13 protein-coding genes, 1 tRNA gene and 1 pseudogene are annotated in these 18,516 nt (G+C 63.9%); 3 read left to right on the plus strand and 12 right to left on the minus strand.

The genetic code is table 11. The features are described 5' to 3' along the window. Positions 1-16: 16 nt before the first annotated feature. Both AC0L3C_RS20705 and AC0L3C_RS20710 read right to left on the minus strand, forming a co-directional pair. Positions 17-1,177, minus strand: coding sequence for a PLP-dependent cysteine synthase family protein (locus AC0L3C_RS20705; protein WP_473264259.1), 1,161 nt, complete (start codon positions 1,175-1,177; stop codon positions 17-19). 45 nt (positions 1,178-1,222) lie between these two features. Further along, positions 1,223-1,687: an Lrp/AsnC family transcriptional regulator gene (locus tag AC0L3C_RS20710; RefSeq protein ID WP_473279775.1), complete on the minus strand. Its 465-nt coding sequence runs from the start codon at positions 1,685-1,687 to the stop codon at positions 1,223-1,225. Positions 1,688-1,850: 163 nt separating this feature from the next. Here AC0L3C_RS20710 and AC0L3C_RS20715 point away from each other — a divergent pair, with 163 nt between their 5' ends. Further along, on the plus strand, positions 1,851-2,864 hold the full coding sequence (locus AC0L3C_RS20715) for a 1-aminocyclopropane-1-carboxylate deaminase (protein WP_007599136.1): 1,014 nt from the start codon (positions 1,851-1,853) through the stop codon (positions 2,862-2,864). A gap of 226 nt (positions 2,865-3,090) precedes the next feature. Here AC0L3C_RS20715 and recQ read toward each other — a convergent pair whose 3' ends face one another. From recQ to AC0L3C_RS20745, 6 genes are all read right to left on the minus strand, one after another. Beyond that, positions 3,091-4,956 (minus strand): DNA helicase RecQ, encoded by a 1,866-nt coding sequence (recQ, locus tag AC0L3C_RS20720; RefSeq protein WP_473408841.1) that lies wholly within the window; start codon positions 4,954-4,956, stop codon positions 3,091-3,093. Between the two features lie 122 nt (positions 4,957-5,078). Further along, on the minus strand, positions 5,079-5,822 hold the full coding sequence (locus AC0L3C_RS20725; protein WP_473408842.1) for a polysaccharide deacetylase family protein: 744 nt from the start codon (positions 5,820-5,822) through the stop codon (positions 5,079-5,081). A 104-nt stretch (positions 5,823-5,926) separates the two neighbouring features. Continuing rightward, positions 5,927-6,928, minus strand: a complete 1,002-nt coding sequence (gene metA / locus AC0L3C_RS20730; RefSeq protein ID WP_473264212.1) for a homoserine O-succinyltransferase MetA — start codon at positions 6,926-6,928, stop codon at positions 5,927-5,929. 12 nt (positions 6,929-6,940) lie between these two features. Continuing rightward, on the minus strand, positions 6,941-8,242 hold the full coding sequence (locus AC0L3C_RS20735; protein ID WP_473264210.1) for an O-acetylhomoserine aminocarboxypropyltransferase/cysteine synthase family protein: 1,302 nt from the start codon (positions 8,240-8,242) through the stop codon (positions 6,941-6,943). A 252-nt stretch (positions 8,243-8,494) separates the two neighbouring features. Further along, positions 8,495-10,072, minus strand: a complete 1,578-nt coding sequence (locus AC0L3C_RS20740; protein ID WP_473264209.1) for an amidase family protein — start codon at positions 10,070-10,072, stop codon at positions 8,495-8,497. Between the two features lie 1,016 nt (positions 10,073-11,088). After that, a tRNA-Ser gene (locus AC0L3C_RS20745) sits at positions 11,089-11,178 on the minus strand. Between the two features lie 196 nt (positions 11,179-11,374). On the opposite strand from AC0L3C_RS20745, the gene AC0L3C_RS20750 reads away from it, so the two are divergent. Next, entirely contained in the window at positions 11,375-11,716 is a 342-nt protein-coding gene (locus AC0L3C_RS20750; RefSeq protein WP_473408843.1) for a hypothetical protein, read from the plus strand. Between the two features lie 49 nt (positions 11,717-11,765). Here AC0L3C_RS20750 and AC0L3C_RS20755 read toward each other — a convergent pair whose 3' ends face one another. From AC0L3C_RS20755 to AC0L3C_RS20765, 3 genes are all read right to left on the minus strand, one after another. Next, the gene (locus tag AC0L3C_RS20755) at positions 11,766-13,229 is read right to left on the minus strand and encodes a trehalose-6-phosphate synthase (protein WP_473408844.1); all 1,464 of its coding nucleotides are present in this window, start codon (positions 13,227-13,229) and stop codon (positions 11,766-11,768) included. Positions 13,230-13,467: 238 nt separating this feature from the next. Beyond that, positions 13,468-14,289 (minus strand): trehalose-phosphatase, encoded by an 822-nt coding sequence (gene otsB, locus AC0L3C_RS20760; RefSeq protein ID WP_473264201.1) that lies wholly within the window; start codon positions 14,287-14,289, stop codon positions 13,468-13,470. 3 nt (positions 14,290-14,292) lie between these two features. Beyond that, positions 14,293-15,792 (minus strand): MFS transporter, encoded by a 1,500-nt coding sequence (locus AC0L3C_RS20765; protein WP_473264199.1) that lies wholly within the window; start codon positions 15,790-15,792, stop codon positions 14,293-14,295. A gap of 182 nt (positions 15,793-15,974) precedes the next feature. On the opposite strand from AC0L3C_RS20765, the pseudogene AC0L3C_RS20770 reads away from it, so the two are divergent. Next, positions 15,975-16,313 (plus strand): annotated as a pseudogene (locus tag AC0L3C_RS20770) (DUF3175 domain-containing protein). 154 nt (positions 16,314-16,467) lie between these two features. On the opposite strand, the gene AC0L3C_RS20775 reads toward AC0L3C_RS20770, so the two are convergent. Continuing rightward, positions 16,468-18,501: a methyl-accepting chemotaxis protein gene (locus AC0L3C_RS20775; protein ID WP_473408845.1), complete on the minus strand. Its 2,034-nt coding sequence runs from the start codon at positions 18,499-18,501 to the stop codon at positions 16,468-16,470. Positions 18,502-18,516: the final 15 nt, after the last annotated feature.

Below are 18,516 nucleotides of genomic sequence, written 5' to 3' on the forward strand. Positions count from 1 at the left end.
AGGCAGGCGCCAGCTATCAGGCGCCAGGATGTCGCAAGTTCTGCGGATTCGTTACGTCTTCGAACTCGAGCGCCAGTGGCTGCGCCGTATCGAGGAACGACGACAAGGCCGCCTCGAACGGCGCCGGATCGAGACCGCGCGCTTTGAGCCAGGCGGGCTCATAATAGGTCTGCCGGTAGCGCTCGCCGGAATCGCAGATCAGCGTCACCAGCGACCCCGTCTGATTCGCGTTTCGCATGTCCGAGGCGAGCCGGCACAGCGCCAGGAAGTTGGTGCCTGTAGAGCCCCCCACCGCGCGGCGCAGCCGACGCGACAGCACGTTCATCGCTGCGATCGTTGCCGCATCCGGGATCTTCATCATGCGGTCGACCACGCCCGGCACAAAAGAAGGTTCGCAGCGCGGCCGCCCGACACCTTCGATTAGCGAGGGGCGGTCGCAAACATGGGAGCGATCCTGCGAGCTGAAACAGTCGAAGAAAGCGGAATGCTCGACATCGGCAACGCAGAGCCGCGTCGGGTACTGGCGATAACGCAAATAGCGTCCGAGCGTGGCCGAGGTGCCACCGGTGCCCGCCCCCATCACGATCCAGTCCGGCACCGGACGCGTCTCGCCCTTCAATTGCGTGAAGATCGATTCGGCGATGTTGTTGTTGCCGCGCCAGTCGGTGGCGCGCTCGGCGAAAGTGAACTGGTCCATGTAGTGGCCGCCCAGCCGTGCGGCCAGCGCGCCGGCCTCCGCATACAGCGCGCGGCCGTCGTCGATCAGATGGCAGTTGCCGCCATAATGCTCGATCGCAGCGATTTTCTCCGCAGAGGTCGTGCGCGGCATCACGGCATAGAAGGGCACGCCGATCATCTGCGCGAAATAGGCTTCCGACACCGCGGTCGATCCCGACGAGGCCTCGACGACGGGCGTGCCTTCGCGGATGTGGCCGTTGCAGAGCGCGTAAAGGAAGAGCGAGCGCGCGAGCCGGTGCTTCAGGCTGCCGGTCGGATGCGTCGACTCATCTTTCAGGTAGATGTCGATGCCTGATAGCGCCGGCACGATCAGCCGGATCAGATGCGTGTCGGCCGTGCGGCACTGGTCGGCCTCGATCGCGGCGACCGCCTCGTCCACCCAACCGCGCCGATAGGCCGGCCCGGCCGGATTGAGGTGGCGGAAGGGGAATGACTGCATCACCTGAATCTCTCATGATGCGGATCGCGCATCAATAGCTTCCGCTCAAAACTCCAGCGGCGCGTTGTCGACGACTTCCTTCATCACGAAGAAGGTGCGGGTTTGGCGCACGCCCGGCAGCGCGATCAGCTGCTCGCCATGGATACGGTTGAAGTCCTCCATGTCGCCGACGCGGATCTTGAGGAAATAGTCGAAGTCGCCGGCGACGAGATGACAGTCGAGCACGAATTTAAGGCTGGTGATCGCCTGCTCGAAGATCGCAAAGCTCTCCGGCGTCGAACGGTCGAGCACGACCCCGACCATCACCAGCGTGCCCTTGGCCACCTTCTTAGGCGCGACCATGGCGCGGACGGCGGCGATGAAGCCGTGCTCGAACAGACGCTGGGTGCGGCGATGGCAGGTGGCGGGGCTGATGGCGACGGTTTCGGCCAGCTCCGCATTGCTGAGGCGCCCGTTATTTTGCAGCAATCGCAACATCTTAAGGTCGATACGGTCAAGACGAGCCGACATGGAAGAAACTTCCGTAATTAGCATCTAGTGCGAAAGAAACACTACGTTATATGGCACTTTCCGCAAGACCGCGCGCAACAGAGGCACAATAATTGAAAGCACCTTTTTACAGAGCGATGCTAGCGTTTTTCGAGACATTAACGCCAATCGGGATGACCTTACGATGCTCGAAAAATTCGCGCGCTATCCGCTGACCTTTGGTCCGACGCCCATCGAGAAGCTGGAGCGGCTGTCAAAGCATCTCGGCGGCAACGTCGAGGTCTACGCCAAGCGCGAGGACTGCAATTCCGGGCTCGCTTACGGCGGCAACAAGCTGCGCAAGCTCGAATACATCATCCCCGACGCGATCGCCTCGAACGCCGACACGCTGGTCTCTATCGGCGGCGTGCAGTCCAACCACACCCGCATGATCGCGGCGGTCGCGGCCAAGATCGGCATGAAATGCCGCCTGGTGCAGGAAGCCTGGGTGCCGCACGAGGACGCCGTCTATGATCGCGTCGGCAACATCATGCTGTCGCGCATCATGGGCGCCGACGTGCGCCTGGTCGACGATGGCTTCGACATCGGCATCCGCAAGAGCTGGGAGGAGGCGATCGAGGAGGTGAAGGCGGCGGGTGGCAAGCCCTATGCGATTCCCGCCGGCGCCTCCGTGCATAAATTCGGCGGCCTCGGCTATGTCGGCTTCGCCGAAGAAGTGCGCAAGCAGGAAGCCGAGCTCGGCTTCAAGTTCGACTACATCGTGGTCTGCACCGTCACCGGCTCGACCCATGCCGGCATGCTGGTCGGCTTCGCCGCCGATGGCCGCGCGCGAAAGGTGATCGGCATCGACGCGTCCTTCACCCCGGCGCAGACCAAGGCGCAGGTGCTCTCGATCGCGCAGAACACGGCCAAGCTCGTCGAGCTCGGCCAGGATCTCGTCGCCGACGACGTCGTGCTGATCGAGGATTACGCTTATCCCGCCTATGGCGTGCCGTCGGAAGAGACCAAGGAGGCGATCCGCCTCACCGCGCGTCTCGAAGCCATGATCACCGACCCCGTCTACGAGGGCAAGTCGATGCAGGGCCTGATCGACCTTACGCAGAAGGGCTATTTCGAGAAGGGCGCAAAGATCCTCTACGCCCATCTCGGCGGCGCGCCGGCGCTGAACGGCTATGGGTATGCGTTCAGGAACGGGTGAGGTTGCCCGCCTCGCGCCTCATTTACCGCTGTCGTCCCGGCCTAGTGCGCAATTGCGCACGGGGGCCGGGACCCATAACCCCAGGGAGCAGTTTGGCGAAGAGCGTCGTCGCGCGTGCCCCAAGACAGATCACGCGGTATGGATCCCGGATCTGCGCTCCGCTTCGCTGCGCTTGTCCGGGATGACGATGTGGGGGAGTTGGCGCGCTAACAACCGCCACCGCGCCCTACCGTGTCCTGACGATCTGCAGCAGCTCGTCGCCGTAATGCTCGAGCTTCTTGTCGCCGATGCCGGGCACGTTGCGCAGCTCGTCCAGCGTGGTCGGCCACGCGCGAACGATGCCGTCGATGGTGGCATCGTGCAGCACGACGTAGGCCGGAACGCCACGTTCGCGGGCAATGTCCGAGCGCCACGCGCGTAGCCGCGTGCGCAATTCAGGATCGACATCGCCCTGCGGCGCATCGGCCGCCGGCGCCAGATCACCGCGGCGGGACTTGGCGCGGCTCGAACGGATCCGGGCGCCGGGCGCTTCCTCGCGCAGCCACACTTCAGTTTCGCCTCGCAGCACGCCGCGCGACGAATCCGTCAGCTTCAGCGCGCCGAAAGCTTCGCTGTCACTCAGCAAATGCCCCATTGCCACGAGCTGCCGCAGCACCGTGCGCCACTGCTTCTCGTTGAGCTCGCGTCCGATGCCGAACACCGTGAGCTTGTCGTGGCCGAACTGCGTCACCTTCTCGGTCAGGCGTCCGATCAGCACGTCGATGAGATGCATCGCGCCGAAACGCTGCCCGGTGCGATAGGCACAGGATAGCAATTTTTGCGCCAGCACCTTGCCGTCGCGCATTTTCGGCGGCGTCAGGCAATTGTCGCAATTGCCGCAGCCCTCGCCCATCACGATCTCGCCGAAATAGGCGAGCAGCCGCCGGCGCCGGCAGTGCGGCGTTTCGGCAAGGCCAACGAGCGCATCGAGCTTGCCGATCGAGACCCGCTTGAATTCGTCGGAGCCGCTCGATTCGTCGATCATGCGGCGCTGCTGCACGATGTCCGAGAGACCATAGGCCATCCAGGCCGCCGACGGCTTGCCGTCACGGCCGGCGCGTCCTGTCTCCTGGTAATAGGCCTCGATGCTCTTGGGCAGATCGAGATGCGCGACGAAGCGCACGTCCGGCTTGTCGATGCCCATGCCGAAGGCAATGGTCGCGACGATGACGATGCCGTCCTCGTTGAGGAAGCGGTCCTGGTTGCGCGAGCGAACGCTGCTGTCGAGCCCGGCGTGGTAGGGCAACGCCGCAATGCCGGCATCGTCGAGCGCGGCGGCGACCTCCTCCACCCGTTTGCGGGACAGGCAATAGACGACGCCCGCATCTCCCGCGTGACGCTCCCGGATGAAATCCTTGAGCTGCGACACCGCGTTGCGTTTGTCGACGATCTCATAACGGATGTTGGGACGATCGAAGCTGGAGACGAAGTGCGGACTGTCTGCAAGCGCAAGCCGCTCGACGATTTCCTTGCGGGTCAATTCGTCGGCAGTCGCGGTCAGCGCGATGCGCGGCACGTCGGGAAAGCGCTCGGCGATGATCGACAGGCCGACATATTCGGGGCGGAAATCATGGCCCCATTGCGAGACGCAATGCGCCTCGTCGATCGCGAACAGCGCCACTTTCGCCCGCGCCAGCAGCGCCAGGCAGCGCGGCGTCACCAGCCGTTCCGGCGCGACATAGAGCAGGTCGAGATCACCCGCGAGCAGGCGCCGCTCGATGTCTGAGGCTTCCTGCGCGGTCAGTGACGAGTTCAGCGCGGCGGCGTTGACGCCTGCTTCGAGCATGGCGGCGACCTGATCGCGCATCAGCGCAATCAAGGGCGACACCACGACACCGCAGCCTTCGCGCAGCAGCGCCGGTAATTGATAGCACAGCGACTTGCCGCCGCCGGTCGGCATCAACACCAGGCAATTGCCGCCGTCCGTGACGTGCCGGATGATCTCACCCTGCGCGCCGCGGAACCCGGGCAGGCCGAACACCGAACGCAGCACCGAGAGCGCATCGCGGCCCTGGGCCGGCGCAGACAGCGGAGCGGTGGAAGGAGAGGACATGGGCATGTCGGGCTGAGGCCGTGAGATTCGTCACAAGGCCAGTCGCATGACCGCGCAGGCGTGGCAAGACTGTTTGCGCGCAGGACGCCGCCTTCCCCCTCCCTTTGTGGGAAGAACGCTTCTTACGCCCCGATCCTTCGCAGCGCTTCCGCGACCGTCACGATCGGCATGTCGCGCTTCCCGGCGGCCTGCAGCGCATGGCGCATCAGGTCCGGCGTGCAGCCATACGGGCTCGGCGCCTTGGCGACGTCATGGCCGTAGAAGATCAGCCATCCGCCGCTCTCGACCGCCTCGTCGAAATAGCGATCGACACCCGCAATATCGATCTCGCAATCGACCAGCGGCGAGGCCCGCAGGAACTGGAGATCGATGACGTCGCGATTGACGCCGGGAAGGATGCCGCGCGCCGAGCGGAAGGTCTTGGCGAGCTGCGACTTGCGCCACACCGACGCGATGCCATAGGGGTAAGCGAAATTTTCCAGCGTGATCGAAGAATCGATGCCGCGAAAATGGCTGCGGTTCCGCTCGATCTCGCGGGCCATGGCGGCCTCGTCGAGATTGACCGCACTCAGGTGCGAGAAGGTGTGGCAGGCGATCTCGTGCCCGGCCCGGTGAAGCCGCACGATGGCGTCGTTGGACAGGCCGTGCCAGTGGTCCGAGGGACGATCGACCAGGCTGCCGGCGAGATAGAACGTACCGCGGCCGCCATGCTGCTCCAGAAGCCCGGCGCCCTCGCCTGCGGCGCTATCGGGGGCATCGTCGAAGGTGAAGCTCACCATGGGCGCATGCGCGGGCAGCCGGTGCGGCGCGGCGCGGAAATGCCGGGCCAGCCGATTGCTGACGCGTCCCTGGAGTGCCGACCACACGACTCGCATTTCCTGTTTGCCCTGCCCCTCACTGAAGCATTCGTGCGCCGCTCGAGGCAAGCTTCACACTTCGTTAGTCCTAACGTCGAGCCCGTCGTCCCGACCTAACGCGCAAGCACCGACGCGTCGGTGCCCGCGCCGAGATATTGCAGCCAGTTCCGGAACAATGCCGCCGCGGTGCTACCGGCGGCGATATCGCCACGCAAATTCAGCGCCGGCAGCTCGTTGCTGAGCGCGGGGTGCCGCTGGTGCCTGGCCTGTTTCTCGAAGCGGACCAGCTTCTCTTCCGTCGCAGCGTCAAAATAGCTCACGGGCAAATGCGGATAATTGTCGCGCTCACGCGCGAGATACCGGCCGATGTCGCGCAAATATTCGCGCTGAAGCGACAGCGCGTCGTATTCCGGATGGCCCTGGAAGAACACAAAGCGGCTGGCATATTGGCGGACGAAGATATCGACGCCGGCCTTTGCCGAACGCGTCAGCACCTGATAGCCGGCCTGCGCGAGGTCGCTCTCGGCGATCTCGTTGAGGCGCGAATGCGAGACCTTGAGGGGCGCAGGCGCGGCCCGCGTCAGCGGATCGCTGGTCACGGCTTCGCAGTCGAAAATGCCGTGACATTTGGCGGGCAGCGGCCGCCGTTCGATGCGGTCGAGATGCAGCACCGCGGCATGCGCGGCGAGGCACGACCAGATCGTCGAGCGCGTGTTGACCTTGGCCCAGTCGATCAGCTCGGTGAGGTCGCGCCAGTACGGTTCCCGGTCGAGCTCGGGCGCGATCGGCTCGGCGCCGGTCACGATCAGGCCGTCGAACTTGTGACGCCTGAGCTCGGTGAGGTCCGAATATTCGCTCTCGACATGCCACTTCGCTTCCGGCGAGCGCTTCACCGAAGGCAGCGAGAAGCAGTGAAAGCGGATGCGACGCGGACCTGCTGCGGCTTGCAGCAGCTTCATGAACTGCCGCTCGGTCGCCTTCAGCGCCGGATCCGGCATGTTGTTGATCAGGCCAATCGTAAGCTCGGTCCCGCCGGACTCGCGCGCCAGATCGCCCGCGCCCGGCACCAGCGCCGGGCTCGATATGGCTTGATCCCTGTCGATCAGGATCGTCATCAGCGCGGCCGCTTACTCCGCGGCCTGGAGGCGCGCGGACGGGCAGGCCTTTTCCAGGGCCTGGTCGAGGTCCTCGATGATGTCCTGGCAATGTTCGATGCCGATCGACAAGCGGATCGTTTCCGGCAAAACACCGGCGACCCGTTGCTGCTCCGCCGACATCTGCCGGTGCGTGGTCGAGGCCGGATGGCAGGCCAGCGACTTCGCATCGCCGATATTGACGAGGCGCGTGATCAGCTTCAACGCGTCGTAGAAGGACTTGCCGCCTTCCATGCCGCCCTTGATGCCGAAGGTGAACAGCGACGAGGCGTTGCCGTCGAGATATTTCTGCACCAGCGGATAATAGGGACTATCGGGGAAGCCGGTGTAGTTGACCCAGGCCACGCGCGGATCCTTGCGCAGGAAGTCGGCGACCTTGCGGGCATTCTCGCAGTGGCGCTCCATGCGTAGCGCGACGGTCTCGATGCCCTGGAGCAGCAGGAAGGCGTTGAACGGCGACAGCACCGAACCCATGGTGCGCTGATAGATGCTGCGCGCGCGCTCGATATAGGCTGTGCGGCCGAAGCGCTCGGCATAGACGAGGCCATGATAGGAGGCGTCCGGCTTGTTGTAGCCGGGGAAGCGGTCGGCGTGCTTGGCCCAGGGGAAATTTCCGGAATCGACGATGGCGCCGCCGAGCGTGGTGCCGTGGCCGCCCAGAAACTTGGTCAGCGAATGCACGGCGATGTCGGCGCCGTAATCGAACGGCTTGAGCAGGATGGGTGTTGCAACGGTATTGTCGACGATCAGCGGCACGCCATGGGCATGGGCAATCTTCGCCAGCGCCTCGATGTCGCAGACATTGCCGGCGGGATTGCCGATGGTTTCGGCGAAAACCGCGCGGGTGTTCTCGTCGATCAGCTTTTCGATCGCCTCGGGCTTGTCGCTTTCGGCGAAGCGGCCGGTGATGCCCTGCCGCGGCAGGATGTGCGAGAGCAACGTATGCGTGGTGCCGTAGAGCTGCGGCACGGAAACGATGTTGCCGCCGTGATCGGCGACATTGACGAAGGCGAAATGCAGCGCGGCCTGCCCGGTCGCGACTGCAAGCGCGCCGACGCCGCCCTCGAGCTCGGCGATACGTTTCTCCAGCACCGCGCTGGTCGGATTGGCGATGCGGCTGTAGCGATAGCCTTCGGTCTCGAGATTGAAGAGCGCCGCGCCGTGATCGGCGCTGTCGAAGGCGTAGGCCGCGGTCTGGTAGATCGGCACGGCAACCGCGTGCGTGGTGGCTTCGGGCTCGTAGCCGGCGTGAATAGCGATCGTCTCGTTGCGCATCGTGCCACCTCCGCGTGGAGCGGGCCGCACTTATTGGCCTGTATGAGGCATGTGCGTTGTCCGCCGTCCCTCTGTTAGAGGCGGGTGGTAAAGCGGACAATAATTCGTCTAGAGATCGAGGAAGTAACCCTAATGTTTATTGGGGAATTGGCTAAAATTCGAGTCAAATTGGATTAATGAAGTTTGCGCAGCCGGCTGACTGGCTTCCTTCTCCCCTTGCGCAGGGGAGAAGGTCACACCTTCGCTGCCCTGTCAGTCCATCTGTTCCCACAGCCGATGGGAGAGCACGCCGGCCCGCTTCTCGATCGCGGCCGCCGCATCGAGCGCGAGGTCCTCGCGATAGCGTCCGGCAATGAGCTGCACGCCGATCGGCTTGCCATCGTGCAGCGTCACCGGCACCACGGCGCCGGGCAGCCCCAGCACGTTGATCGCGGAGATGAAGCGGATCTCGCCCCAGAAAATCTCGCGCACCCGCTCGGGGCTGACAGTGTCCTCGCGCGGGCTAGGCGTCGGCTTCACCGTGGTCGGTGCCAGCACCACCGGATACTCCTCGAAGAACAATTGCCAGGCGCGAATGTGGCCGTTGCGCGCCGCGGTCGCCTGCATCCAGGCCTTGAGGTCGAGCACGTTGGCCTTGGCTTTCATGCCGCCCCAGGCCTTGTGGAAGTCTTCGGACGTCACCTTCAGCATGCCGGCTTCCTGCATCACCATCGTCTCGTTGGTGATGATGTCGCACCAGGTCTGCCAGACCCCGTCGATGTCGGGCACGTCGACCTCGCTGACGCGATAGCCGGAACGCTCCAGATGATCGGCGGCCTGACGCAACGCCGCCGCGACGTGCGGATCGACGTCCATGTCCTCGGGAATCCTGGCCAGCGCGACCTTGATCGGCCTCTTCGGCTTCGGACCCACCAGCGGCGCCGGCACCCACCAGGGATCACGCGGATCACGCTGGCTCATCACCTCCAGCGCGAGCCTGACGTCGGCGACGTGGCGGGCGAGCGGCCCCTGCGCCGACATCAGATGCGCCAGCATCGGCCGCTCGGCAGTTGCGCTTGCGTTGAACGCGGGAATACGCCCCTGCGTCGGCTTGATGGTTGCGACGCCGTTGCAATGCGCCGGCCAGCGCAGCGAGCCGCCGATGTCGTTGCCGTGCGCGATGGTGCCGATGCCGGCGGCGACCGCCGAACCCGCACCGCCCGAGGAGCCCCCGCAGGTGATATTGGGATCCCAGGGATTGAGCGTCAGCCCGTGCAGGGGATTGTCGGTGAAGCCGCGGAAGGAGAATTCCGGCGTGTTGGTGAGGCCGATGACGATCGCGCCTGATTTCTTCAGGTTGCGCACGACGGGCGAATCCGACGGCGCGATGAGGTTCTTGTTGGCGGGAACGCCATTGAAATTCGGACGACCCTCGTAGTCGACATTCTCCTTGATCGTGATCGGTACGCCATGCAGAAGGCCGAGCTCGCCGCCCTTCGCGCGCCGCTTGTCGGCCGCATGGGCCGCAGCCAGCGCCTCTTCCGAGAGATCGACGACGACGGCGTTCAGCCTCGGATTGACGGCCCGCATCCGCTCGAGATGCGCCTCGACGGTCTCGACCGCGGAGATGGCGCCGGAGCGGATGGCGGCCGCGGTCTCGACCGCCGACCATTGCCAGGCCGGGCCTTTTGGGCGGCGTGGTGCTGATGATTTGCGCGGAGCTGCCTTCTTCACCGGCTTCGTTGCGGCCTTCGCGACCTTGCCCTTGCGAATGGCGCTTTTCTTGCTGGAGGTCTTCGCTGCTTTCTTCGCAGCAGTTTTCTTCCTGGTCGCCGTCTTCTTCTTCGCCACGTCGCATCTCCTCACATTGCGCCGCGGAAGTTATGGAGGTCACACGACCGTGTACAGGCGCGTTTCTGCATGGCGCGCCGCCTTCGCTGAACAATGTGATAATGAAGCTAGAGCGCGATACCACCTTGAGCAGACGCAACTGATCAGATCGGCGCCATTTCAAAAGAACCACGCAACGTGAGGAATACGTTCACTACAGGGCAGGGATGTCATCCCACGAAGGGCATCTACCAGCGCTTCCCTGAGAAGCACCTGCACCGTTATCTTGCGATTTTGACTTCCGTTAAAGCACTCGCATTGCGCTCGCCTACAAGGATGCCATGCGACTGAGGCTGAGAGAGCTTATTCAGTCGGGGGCTTCTTCTTTGCCTTCGTTGCAGAGTTGGTCTTGCCCGCCGCCGGCGTTATGTGGAGGCGGTTTCATCTTGAGCAGGCGGTGGCGCTTCAAGACCTTCGTTCCGAGACGGACTATCCTGATTTTCCGGCGTCTTATCCGTCAGATGCGGTTCTCCCCTTGGGGAAAAGCGGGATGGACACAGGAATCATTGCCATTGGCGTGGACTCCGGCAACGGAGAACCCCACGATACAGCCTGCGATTCGGTTCCACCCGATGCGCAACGTGGAGGGGAGCCGGTCTTCCGCCAAGTCGACCCGGCTCTCCCCACTGGCGATCCCTGACCAAGGGGACCATCTGAGCAAAGACCGTCCGGTTTCCACCCCGGGCGGTCTTTATGCTTTCAGCGGGGTCCGAATCGGGTCCGGTAGCCCTACCGAATTCTCTGTACACACTACGCACAGTAGGATTCCTCCTACAAGATACTCGACGACACTTCGTCCCTCAAATATCGGGGACAAAATGAACATACCCGCCGGTCCCGCGGTTCAAGCCTCGGATGTCATAGGTTCGCGTGTTCAACCGGGTCTGCGCGGGCTGTGCGCGCGACCTAGCAAAGCCGAGGGTTAAACTCGGAGATTTTCGGCGACGGCTGAAATTCAGCAATGATGTCATGGTTCATGGCGGAGAGAGTGGGATTCGAACCCACGGTACGGTTTCCCGCACACACGCTTTCCAAGCGTGCGCCTTAAGCCACTCGGCCATCTCTCCGGAGCGCACTCTCTTGAAGGGGCGCCGATGATTTTGCAAGGGATCGCGGGGAAATCGGGTGATTTTTCCGTAAGATATTGTATTTTCTAGACAATATCAGGCGCTGCGGCAACGCTCGGAACCGCCTGCCGGCTGAACCGGCGGCGGGTTTGGTGCGACGATTCACTCAAGACCGTCAAACAAGACCGGGGGCCCGATGATCATCCGCAACACCATCGCCGCGATGAGCCTGATTTCGGCTGTGGCCGTCGCCTTTGCTGGGCCGGCCGCCGCGCAGGTCTGCACCCGGCAAGGGCTCGACGTCAGCTGTGACGACGGACGGCGCGGGATGCTTTCGGGCGATGCCATCCTCTGGCCGGACGGCACGCGCTCGAGCGCGACTCCGCATCAGAGCGTCATCATCGGCAACAAGAGCTCGGTGCATGTCGGGCCCGGCGTGTTCGTCGGCCAGGGCAAGGGCATGGTGCCGCTCGACGATCCGAACGCGCCGAACAAGCGGCAGTGCGCGATTTTGGAAGGCGTGTCGTATTGCTATTGAAGCTCTCGTCTTCGCCCGTACCCTCCCCGCAAAAACGGAGAGAAGGAGACTAGATCAACCGCACGCCTGATATTGCCGACTTCAGCCAGCGCAACGCTTGCGGCGGCTGGTTGGCGAGCGGCGCGACCGCGGCCTTCTCAGTCCGGCACTTCTCCAGCTCGGCGACAAAATCCGCCGACCATTGCTGGATGGTGTGGCCGCGCAGCTTCTTCATCATCGCATCCCAGCGCATCTTGCGCTCGGTGAGCGGCATCGCGGCCGCGACCGCGATCGCGCGCGCCATGCCGTCGATGTCGTGCGGATTGACCAGCAGCGCGGCGTCGAGCTCGTTGGCCGCGCCGGCGAATTTCGACAGCACCAGCACGCCGGGATCGGCCGGGTTTTGCGCGGCGACGTATTCCTTGGCGACAAGGTTCATGCCGTCGTGCAGCGGCGTTACGACGCCGATCTGCGCGGTGCGGTAGAGACCCGCGAGCACGGCCTGGCTGAAGCCCTTGTTGAGATAGCGGATCGGTGTCCAGTCCGCCTCGCCATGGCGGCCGTTGACGTCGGACACGAGCCGCGCGACCTCGTTCTGCAAATTGCCATAGGCTTCGATGGCACCGCGCGAGGGATTTGCGATCTGCAACAGCGAAATGCTGCGCGCAAACTGCGGATGCTCGGTCCAGAGCCGATCGAACGCGCTGATGCGGTTGACGAGGCCCTTGGAATAGTCGAGCCGGTCGACGCCGATCGCGAGCCGCTCACCGTTGAGGCTGCGGCGCAGCCGCGACACGTCCGGATGCGACGCCGATTTCGCCGCGTATTGCGCGAACTTCTCGGCGTCGATGCCGATCGGAAAGACTTCGCAGCGCGTTCGGCCATGCTGCGAGATCACCACGCCGTCTTCGACGGCGAGGCCGAGTTCGCCCGCGACATAGCCTAGAAAATTCTGGCAGTCGTCATTGGTCTGGAAGCCGATCAGATCGTAGGCCAGCATCGCCGTGATCAGCTCGCGATAATTGGGAACGCCCTGCATCACCGCGGCGACAGGCCATGGCGTATGGAGGAAGAAGCCGATCGGATCGTCGACGCCGAGATCCCGCAGCTCCGCACCGAGCGCGAGGAAATGATAGTCCTGTACCCAGAACGCAGTTTGCGCTTTCCGGAAGCGCATCAAGGCACGCGCCATGAAGGCGTTGACCTCGCGATAGCTGACATAGTCATCGCGCGAGACGCGGATCAGATCGCTGCGCGAGTGCAGCGCCGGCCACAGCGCCGAATTGGCGAAGCCTTCGTAATAGCCGCCATAGTGCGCCGCCGGCAGATCCAGCGTCGCGATCGCACCCGAACCCAGTGCTTCGATTTCTGCGAACGGCTCCTTTTGATGACCATCACGCACACGGCCCGAGGAACCCACCCAAATCGCGCCCGAATGTTCCACGACGGGTAGCAACGCCGCCGCGAGACCGCCCGTCATGGGCTCATTGGGCTTGCCGCGGGCGACGCGATTTGAAACGACGACTAAATTCACAGGTCGTCCCCTCCTGTTTCATTCCACCCCATTTAACTGCCGTTCATCAATATGGTTCCTGATCATCCTTTGCACCAATTGAAACCAAAATCGGGCGTGCGCGTTGGAACCGGTTTACCTCCGCGGAACCTGACGATTTCGCTACATAAAGTCGGTTTCGGAACCGCAGCGCGCGCAGCATGAAGCGGACGCGCTGGGGAGCTACGCGCGCGATATGTGGCTGCGAGATGTCGGCGCCTTATTCCAACCTTGAGTCGTCGAGCAGCCGCGCAAGGAACGCGCGCACGTCGTTCGGCGCGTCGAAGTGCCCGTTGACACCCATGGCGCGGCGGCCGACCGAGAAGGCGAGCCCGTTCATGTCGGGCATGATCGCAAACACGGTCTCGTCGGTGACGTCGTCGCCGATGAAGATCGGACGGCGTCCCTTGAAAGGCTCGTGCTTCATCAATTCGCGCACGCCGGTCGCCTTGGTGAAACCGGAATGCTTGATCTCGCAAACGAACTTGCCAGGCAGCACCTCGATCGGCGCATTGGGCAGGTCGGCGCGGATCAGCGAAACGGATTCATAGATCGCCTTCTCCGCATGCGGCGCAAGGCGGTAATGCAGCGCCAGCGAATAGCCCTTGTCTTCGAGCAGAATGCCGGGACTGAGCTTGGCGACCGCCGCGAGCCGCCGCTTCAACTCCTTGTCCAGCGGCGGCGCGCTGACGGCATCGGCTTCGTTGTCCACCGAAAGCCGCATCTCCGCGCCGTGGCCGGCAACGGCGCGAAAGACATCGGGCGCGAAGATCAGGTCGATGTCGTTGAGCGAACGGCCGCTGACCATCGCCAGCGCGCCCGAGGTGCGCTCCGTCAACCGGTTCAGCGTTTCCGACAGGCCTGGCGGCACCCACACCTCACGCGGCGTCGGCATCAGGTCGAGCAGCGTCCCGTCGATGTCGAGCAGGATCGCTGTTTCGTTGAGATGCGGCACGAGTGCGTGAGGCACCGGCACCGCATCGGGCGCTTCATCGTCGACCATGGTACGCTTTAGATCCAATTCAGCCAGTTCCGATTTCATAGTCTACTCCATGGACGCAAGCGGCCGCGCGATTTCTTCGAGCGATTTGCGTTCCGCCGAGACGGCATAGCGCCACGCCACGATCGCAGCCGCGATCATCAGAAAGGCCCCCAGCAAATAACCTGCGAATACGCTCGTGCGTGATCCCGTGTCGATCAGCGCCCCGAACAATGCGGGGCCGATCACGCCGCCGATGCCGGTGCCGACCGCATAGAACACCGCGATCGCGAGCGCACGGACTTCCAAGGGAAAAGTCTCGCTGACGGTGAGATAGGCCGCGCTCGCGGCGGGCGAGGCAAAGAAGAAGATCACCATCCAGGCGATGGTCTGCCCCTGCGCGCTCAAGGCGCCAATCGAGAACAGATAACCCGACAGCGCCAGCAACAGGCCCGACACGCCATAGGTGAACATGATCATGGTCCGGCGGCCGAGCGTATCGAACAGGCGGCCGAGCAGCAGCGGACCGAGGAAATTGCCGGCAGCGAAGGGAAGCAGATACCAGCCGACATGATCGGCGCTGATCCCGTAAAAATCGGTCAACACCAGCGCAAAGGTGAAGAAGATGGCGTTGTAGAAGAAGGCCTGCGCGATCATCAGCACGAGGCCGACCATCGCCCGCTGGCGATAGACCGAGAACAGCGTGTGCACGACCTCGCGGATCGGCGTGTGGCTCCGCATTTTCAGGCGAATCTTGGCGAAGCGCCCGTCGCTCGTGTCCTGGTCGTGTCCGATCACCGAGCGCTCGATCTCGCCAACGATGGCGTGGGCCTGGTCGGGACGACCGTGGATCATCAGCCAGCGCGGACTCTCCGGGATCCACATCCGCATCAAGAGCACGACGAGGCCAATGGCCGCGCCGATGAGATAAGCGAGGCGCCAGCCGAGATCGGGGCCGATCACCGCGGGATCGAGCAGCACGATGGCCGCCACCGCGCCCATCGCGGCGCCGATCCAGAAGCTGCCGTTGATGACGAGATCGGTCCAGCCGCGATAGCGCGCCGGCACCAATTCCTGGATGGTCGAATTGATCGCCGTATATTCGCCGCCGATGCCGGCGCCGGTGAGGAAGCGAAACAGTGCGTAGCTCGCGACATTCCATGACAGAGCGGTCGCGGCCGTTGCCGAGAGATAGAGTGCGAGCGTGATGAAGAACAGCTTCTTGCGGCCGATGCGATCGGTCAGCCAGCCGAAACCGAGCGCGCCGAGCACCGCGCCCGCGAGATAGGCGGAATTGGCAATGCCGAGATCGAGATTGGAGAAATGCAGGGAGGGGCTTTGCTTCAGCGCGCCGGAGAGCGCGCCGGCCAATGTCACCTCGAGGCCATCCAGAATCCAGGTGATGCCGAGCGCGAGCACGACCCGGGTGTGAAACCCGCTCCACGGCAGCGCGTCAAGCCGTGCGGGAATGCTGGTTTCGATGATGCGATCGGCCGCGTGGGCCTTCGCGACCGCCTTGGAGACCACAGGTCCATCGTTCGGCGCTGGGCTTCGCTGCAATTCCATCGCGTTGTTGCATCTGACCAATGGACATGGCCCGGTTCACATGGCGTGGACGGGGGCGATCCGATCAAGGGGGTGCGGCATTCCGCCTGCCACCCTGCGACAACGTCTGCGGCGAGGCCAGGTTCCCGCAGGAACGACCGCTCGCGCCGCTGGTTTTCGGTGGAGCCGCAAGGAGTTGACGCATGGCTCATGCCAGAAAGACGACACATTCTCGCAAAACAGCGGCGCGCAAGAGCACCCACCGCGCCGCACCGAAGCGCTGGTCACAGCGCGTGACGAAGTAGAGCAACGCGCTCGTCCTCAAACAAGGCGTGTTCAAGCTGACCAGCGCGAAGAAGATCGCGACTTCGTTGAAGCGCTCGGCCGAGCACAGCGCGCGTCGCAAGACCGGCGCGTACCGCTCGGCGCTGTCGATGCTGACGTTCTACATCAACCGCGCCGGCAAGACGCTACCGCAGACGCAGCGCACGCGGCTGGAGCGGGCAAAGGTGGAGCTGAAGCGGGCATTCGGGAGGGAGTGAGCGCCGGGTCGTCCTGGACAAGCGCAGCGCCGATCCAGGACCTATTACCCCAGGGAGCAGTTTGGCGATGACTTGGAGTTAGCAGTCGCCCGGCAACTCTGCCTTGGGGTAATGGGTCCTGGCTTTCGCCAGGACGACATTGGCGCGGGTGCCCCTACGCCGCCCGGATGTTCCCCATGAAGCGGTCGAGCTCGGCGCGCAGGCGGGTGCTTTCGGATGACAGCGTCTTGGCCGAGTGCAGCACCTCTTCCGAGGCCGAGCCGGTTTCGGCGGCGCCGCGGTTGACTTGGCCGATGTCGGTGGCGGCGGTCTGAGTGCCCTGCGCGACGGTCTGGACGCTGCGCGCGATTTCCTGCGTCGCCGCGCCTTGCTGCTCCACTGCGCTCGCGATCGACGTCGAGATCGACGAGATCTGGCCGATGGTCGCACCGATCTCCTTGATCGCCGCGACCGACTCGGCGGTGGCGCCTTGCATGCCCGTGATGTGCGAGGAGATCTCGTCGGTGGCCTTCGCGGTCTGGCTCGCGAGCGACTTCACTTCGCTGGCGACGACTGCAAAGCCGCGGCCGGCCTCGCCGGCGCGCGCCGCCTCGATCGTCGCGTTCAGCGCCAGAAGATTGGTCTGTTCGGCGATCGCCGTGATCAGCTTGACCACTTCGCCGATCTGCTGAGCGGCATGCGAGAGCTTGCCGATGCGGTTATCGGTCTCCCTGGCCTGCACCACGGCGTTTTCGGCAATGCGGCTGGAATCGCGGACCTGGCGGCCGATCTCCTCGACCGAGGCCGAGAGCTCTTCGGTCGCGGTCGCCACCGACTGCATGTTGCTGGAGGCCTGCTCGGAGACGTCGGCGACCTGACTCGACAGGCTCTGGGTGGTCTCGGCGGTGCGGGTCAGCGTCGAGGCCGCCGATTCCAGCTGCACGGCGGAAGCCGAGACGTTGGAGACGATGGCGCCGACCGCGCTTTCGAAATCGTCGGCGAAACGAATCAGCTCGGAGCGGCGGCTTGCGGCCTGCTCCCTGTTCTGAAGTTCGTTGGCGGCGGCGTCGCGCTCGGCCTTGGCCACGGCCTGCACCTTGAATTCCTCTACCGCGCCGGCCATCTCGCCGATCTCGTCCCTGCGCCCCAGGCCCGGCAGCACGACATCGAAATTGCCCGAGGCAAGCTCGCGCATCGCCTTGCACATCGCGATCATCGGACGCGAAATGCCGTTGCCCAGCATCAGGGCGAGCACAGCCCCGACGGCAAGGCCGCCCAGCGCCATCATCAGCATCAGCCGCTCGGTCTCGCCGATGGTGGCATTGGCGTTGACCTCGATGCGCTGCTGATCCGCCGTCAGCTCCGACCGCAGCTCACCCGAGAGCTTGAGAATGGAGGCAGCCGTCTTGGTCATGTCGCCGTTCAGCTTGACGATGACCTTCACGTTCTCGGTCAACTTTGAAAAGGAGGTGCGGTACTGCTTGAGGAGGTTGCTGATCTCGGTGACGCGGTCGGTGATCTTCTGGTCGTTGGCATAGATCGAGACCAGCAAGGTCTCCAGGAATTTGATGCGGGCGATCACGCCGTCGGCGGTCTTCGGCTCCGGCTTGGCGACGAAGGCGCTGACCGAGGTGGAGACCGCAAGGTATTGCGATGTGATGTCCTTGGCCGTGCTCTGAACCGAGTTCAGGCCCGCCAGTGCCGCGGTATCGGCGAGATCGTCGAACTTGAACCGGATCTTGTTGCCGACGCTGTTGAGCTCATCGGTCGCGATCTTGCCGTTCTCGCGCGTCAAAACGATGATCTCGCCGAACACCTTGGTAAAGCTCTTGAAGTCGGCCTCGAGCCTGCCGACCTGCTCGCGGCGCGCTACGCCGGTGGTGGCCGCCGCCGACTTGGCGATCGCGGCCCTCAGATTCTCTTCGGCTGCTTTGGCCGCGGTCTCATCATCCGCCGCGCCGGTCAGCGTGTAGGCCCGCGCCAGCCCCTGGTAGGCAATCAGCTCGCGATCGACCGTCCGCGCAAGGTCCGCTTCGGCGACGCTGGAGCGATAGGAGGCCACGGCGGCCTGGATCCGCTCGAAGCCGAAATACGCGAAAGCCATGCTGACGGCGAGGATGGCGAGCACCGCCACGAAGCCGAGGATGATTTTTGCGCGAAAACGCAAGGTGAGCAGCTTCGATGTGGTCGGCTTCGACTTGACGGGCATTCCCCACCCCATTCC

The sequence above is a fragment of the Bradyrhizobium sp. WSM4872 genome, from assembly GCF_055811715.1.

What these genes read in the sequence shown, in the direction of transcription:
- AC0L3C_RS20705 (WP_473264259.1), bottom strand. Translation starts at nt 1,177, where the DNA reads ATGCAGTCATTCCCCTTCCGCCACCTCAATCCGGCCGGGCCGGCCTAT.
- AC0L3C_RS20710 (WP_473279775.1), bottom strand. Translation starts at nt 1,687, where the DNA reads ATGTCGGCTCGTCTTGACCGTATCGACCTTAAGATGTTGCGATTGCTG.
- AC0L3C_RS20715 (WP_007599136.1), top strand. Translation starts at nt 1,851, where the DNA reads ATGCTCGAAAAATTCGCGCGCTATCCGCTGACCTTTGGTCCGACGCCC.
- recQ (WP_473408841.1), bottom strand. Translation starts at nt 4,956, where the DNA reads ATGTCCTCTCCTTCCACCGCTCCGCTGTCTGCGCCGGCCCAGGGCCGC.
- metA (WP_473264212.1), bottom strand. Translation starts at nt 6,928, where the DNA reads ATGACGATCCTGATCGACAGGGATCAAGCCATATCGAGCCCGGCGCTG.
- AC0L3C_RS20735 (WP_473264210.1), bottom strand. Translation starts at nt 8,242, where the DNA reads ATGCGCAACGAGACGATCGCTATTCACGCCGGCTACGAGCCCGAAGCC.
- AC0L3C_RS20750 (WP_473408843.1), top strand. Translation starts at nt 11,375, where the DNA reads ATGATCATCCGCAACACCATCGCCGCGATGAGCCTGATTTCGGCTGTG.
- otsB (WP_473264201.1), bottom strand. Translation starts at nt 14,289, where the DNA reads ATGAAATCGGAACTGGCTGAATTGGATCTAAAGCGTACCATGGTCGAC.
- AC0L3C_RS20765 (WP_473264199.1), bottom strand. Translation starts at nt 15,792, where the DNA reads ATGGAATTGCAGCGAAGCCCAGCGCCGAACGATGGACCTGTGGTCTCC.
- AC0L3C_RS20775 (WP_473408845.1), bottom strand. Translation starts at nt 18,501, where the DNA reads ATGCCCGTCAAGTCGAAGCCGACCACATCGAAGCTGCTCACCTTGCGT.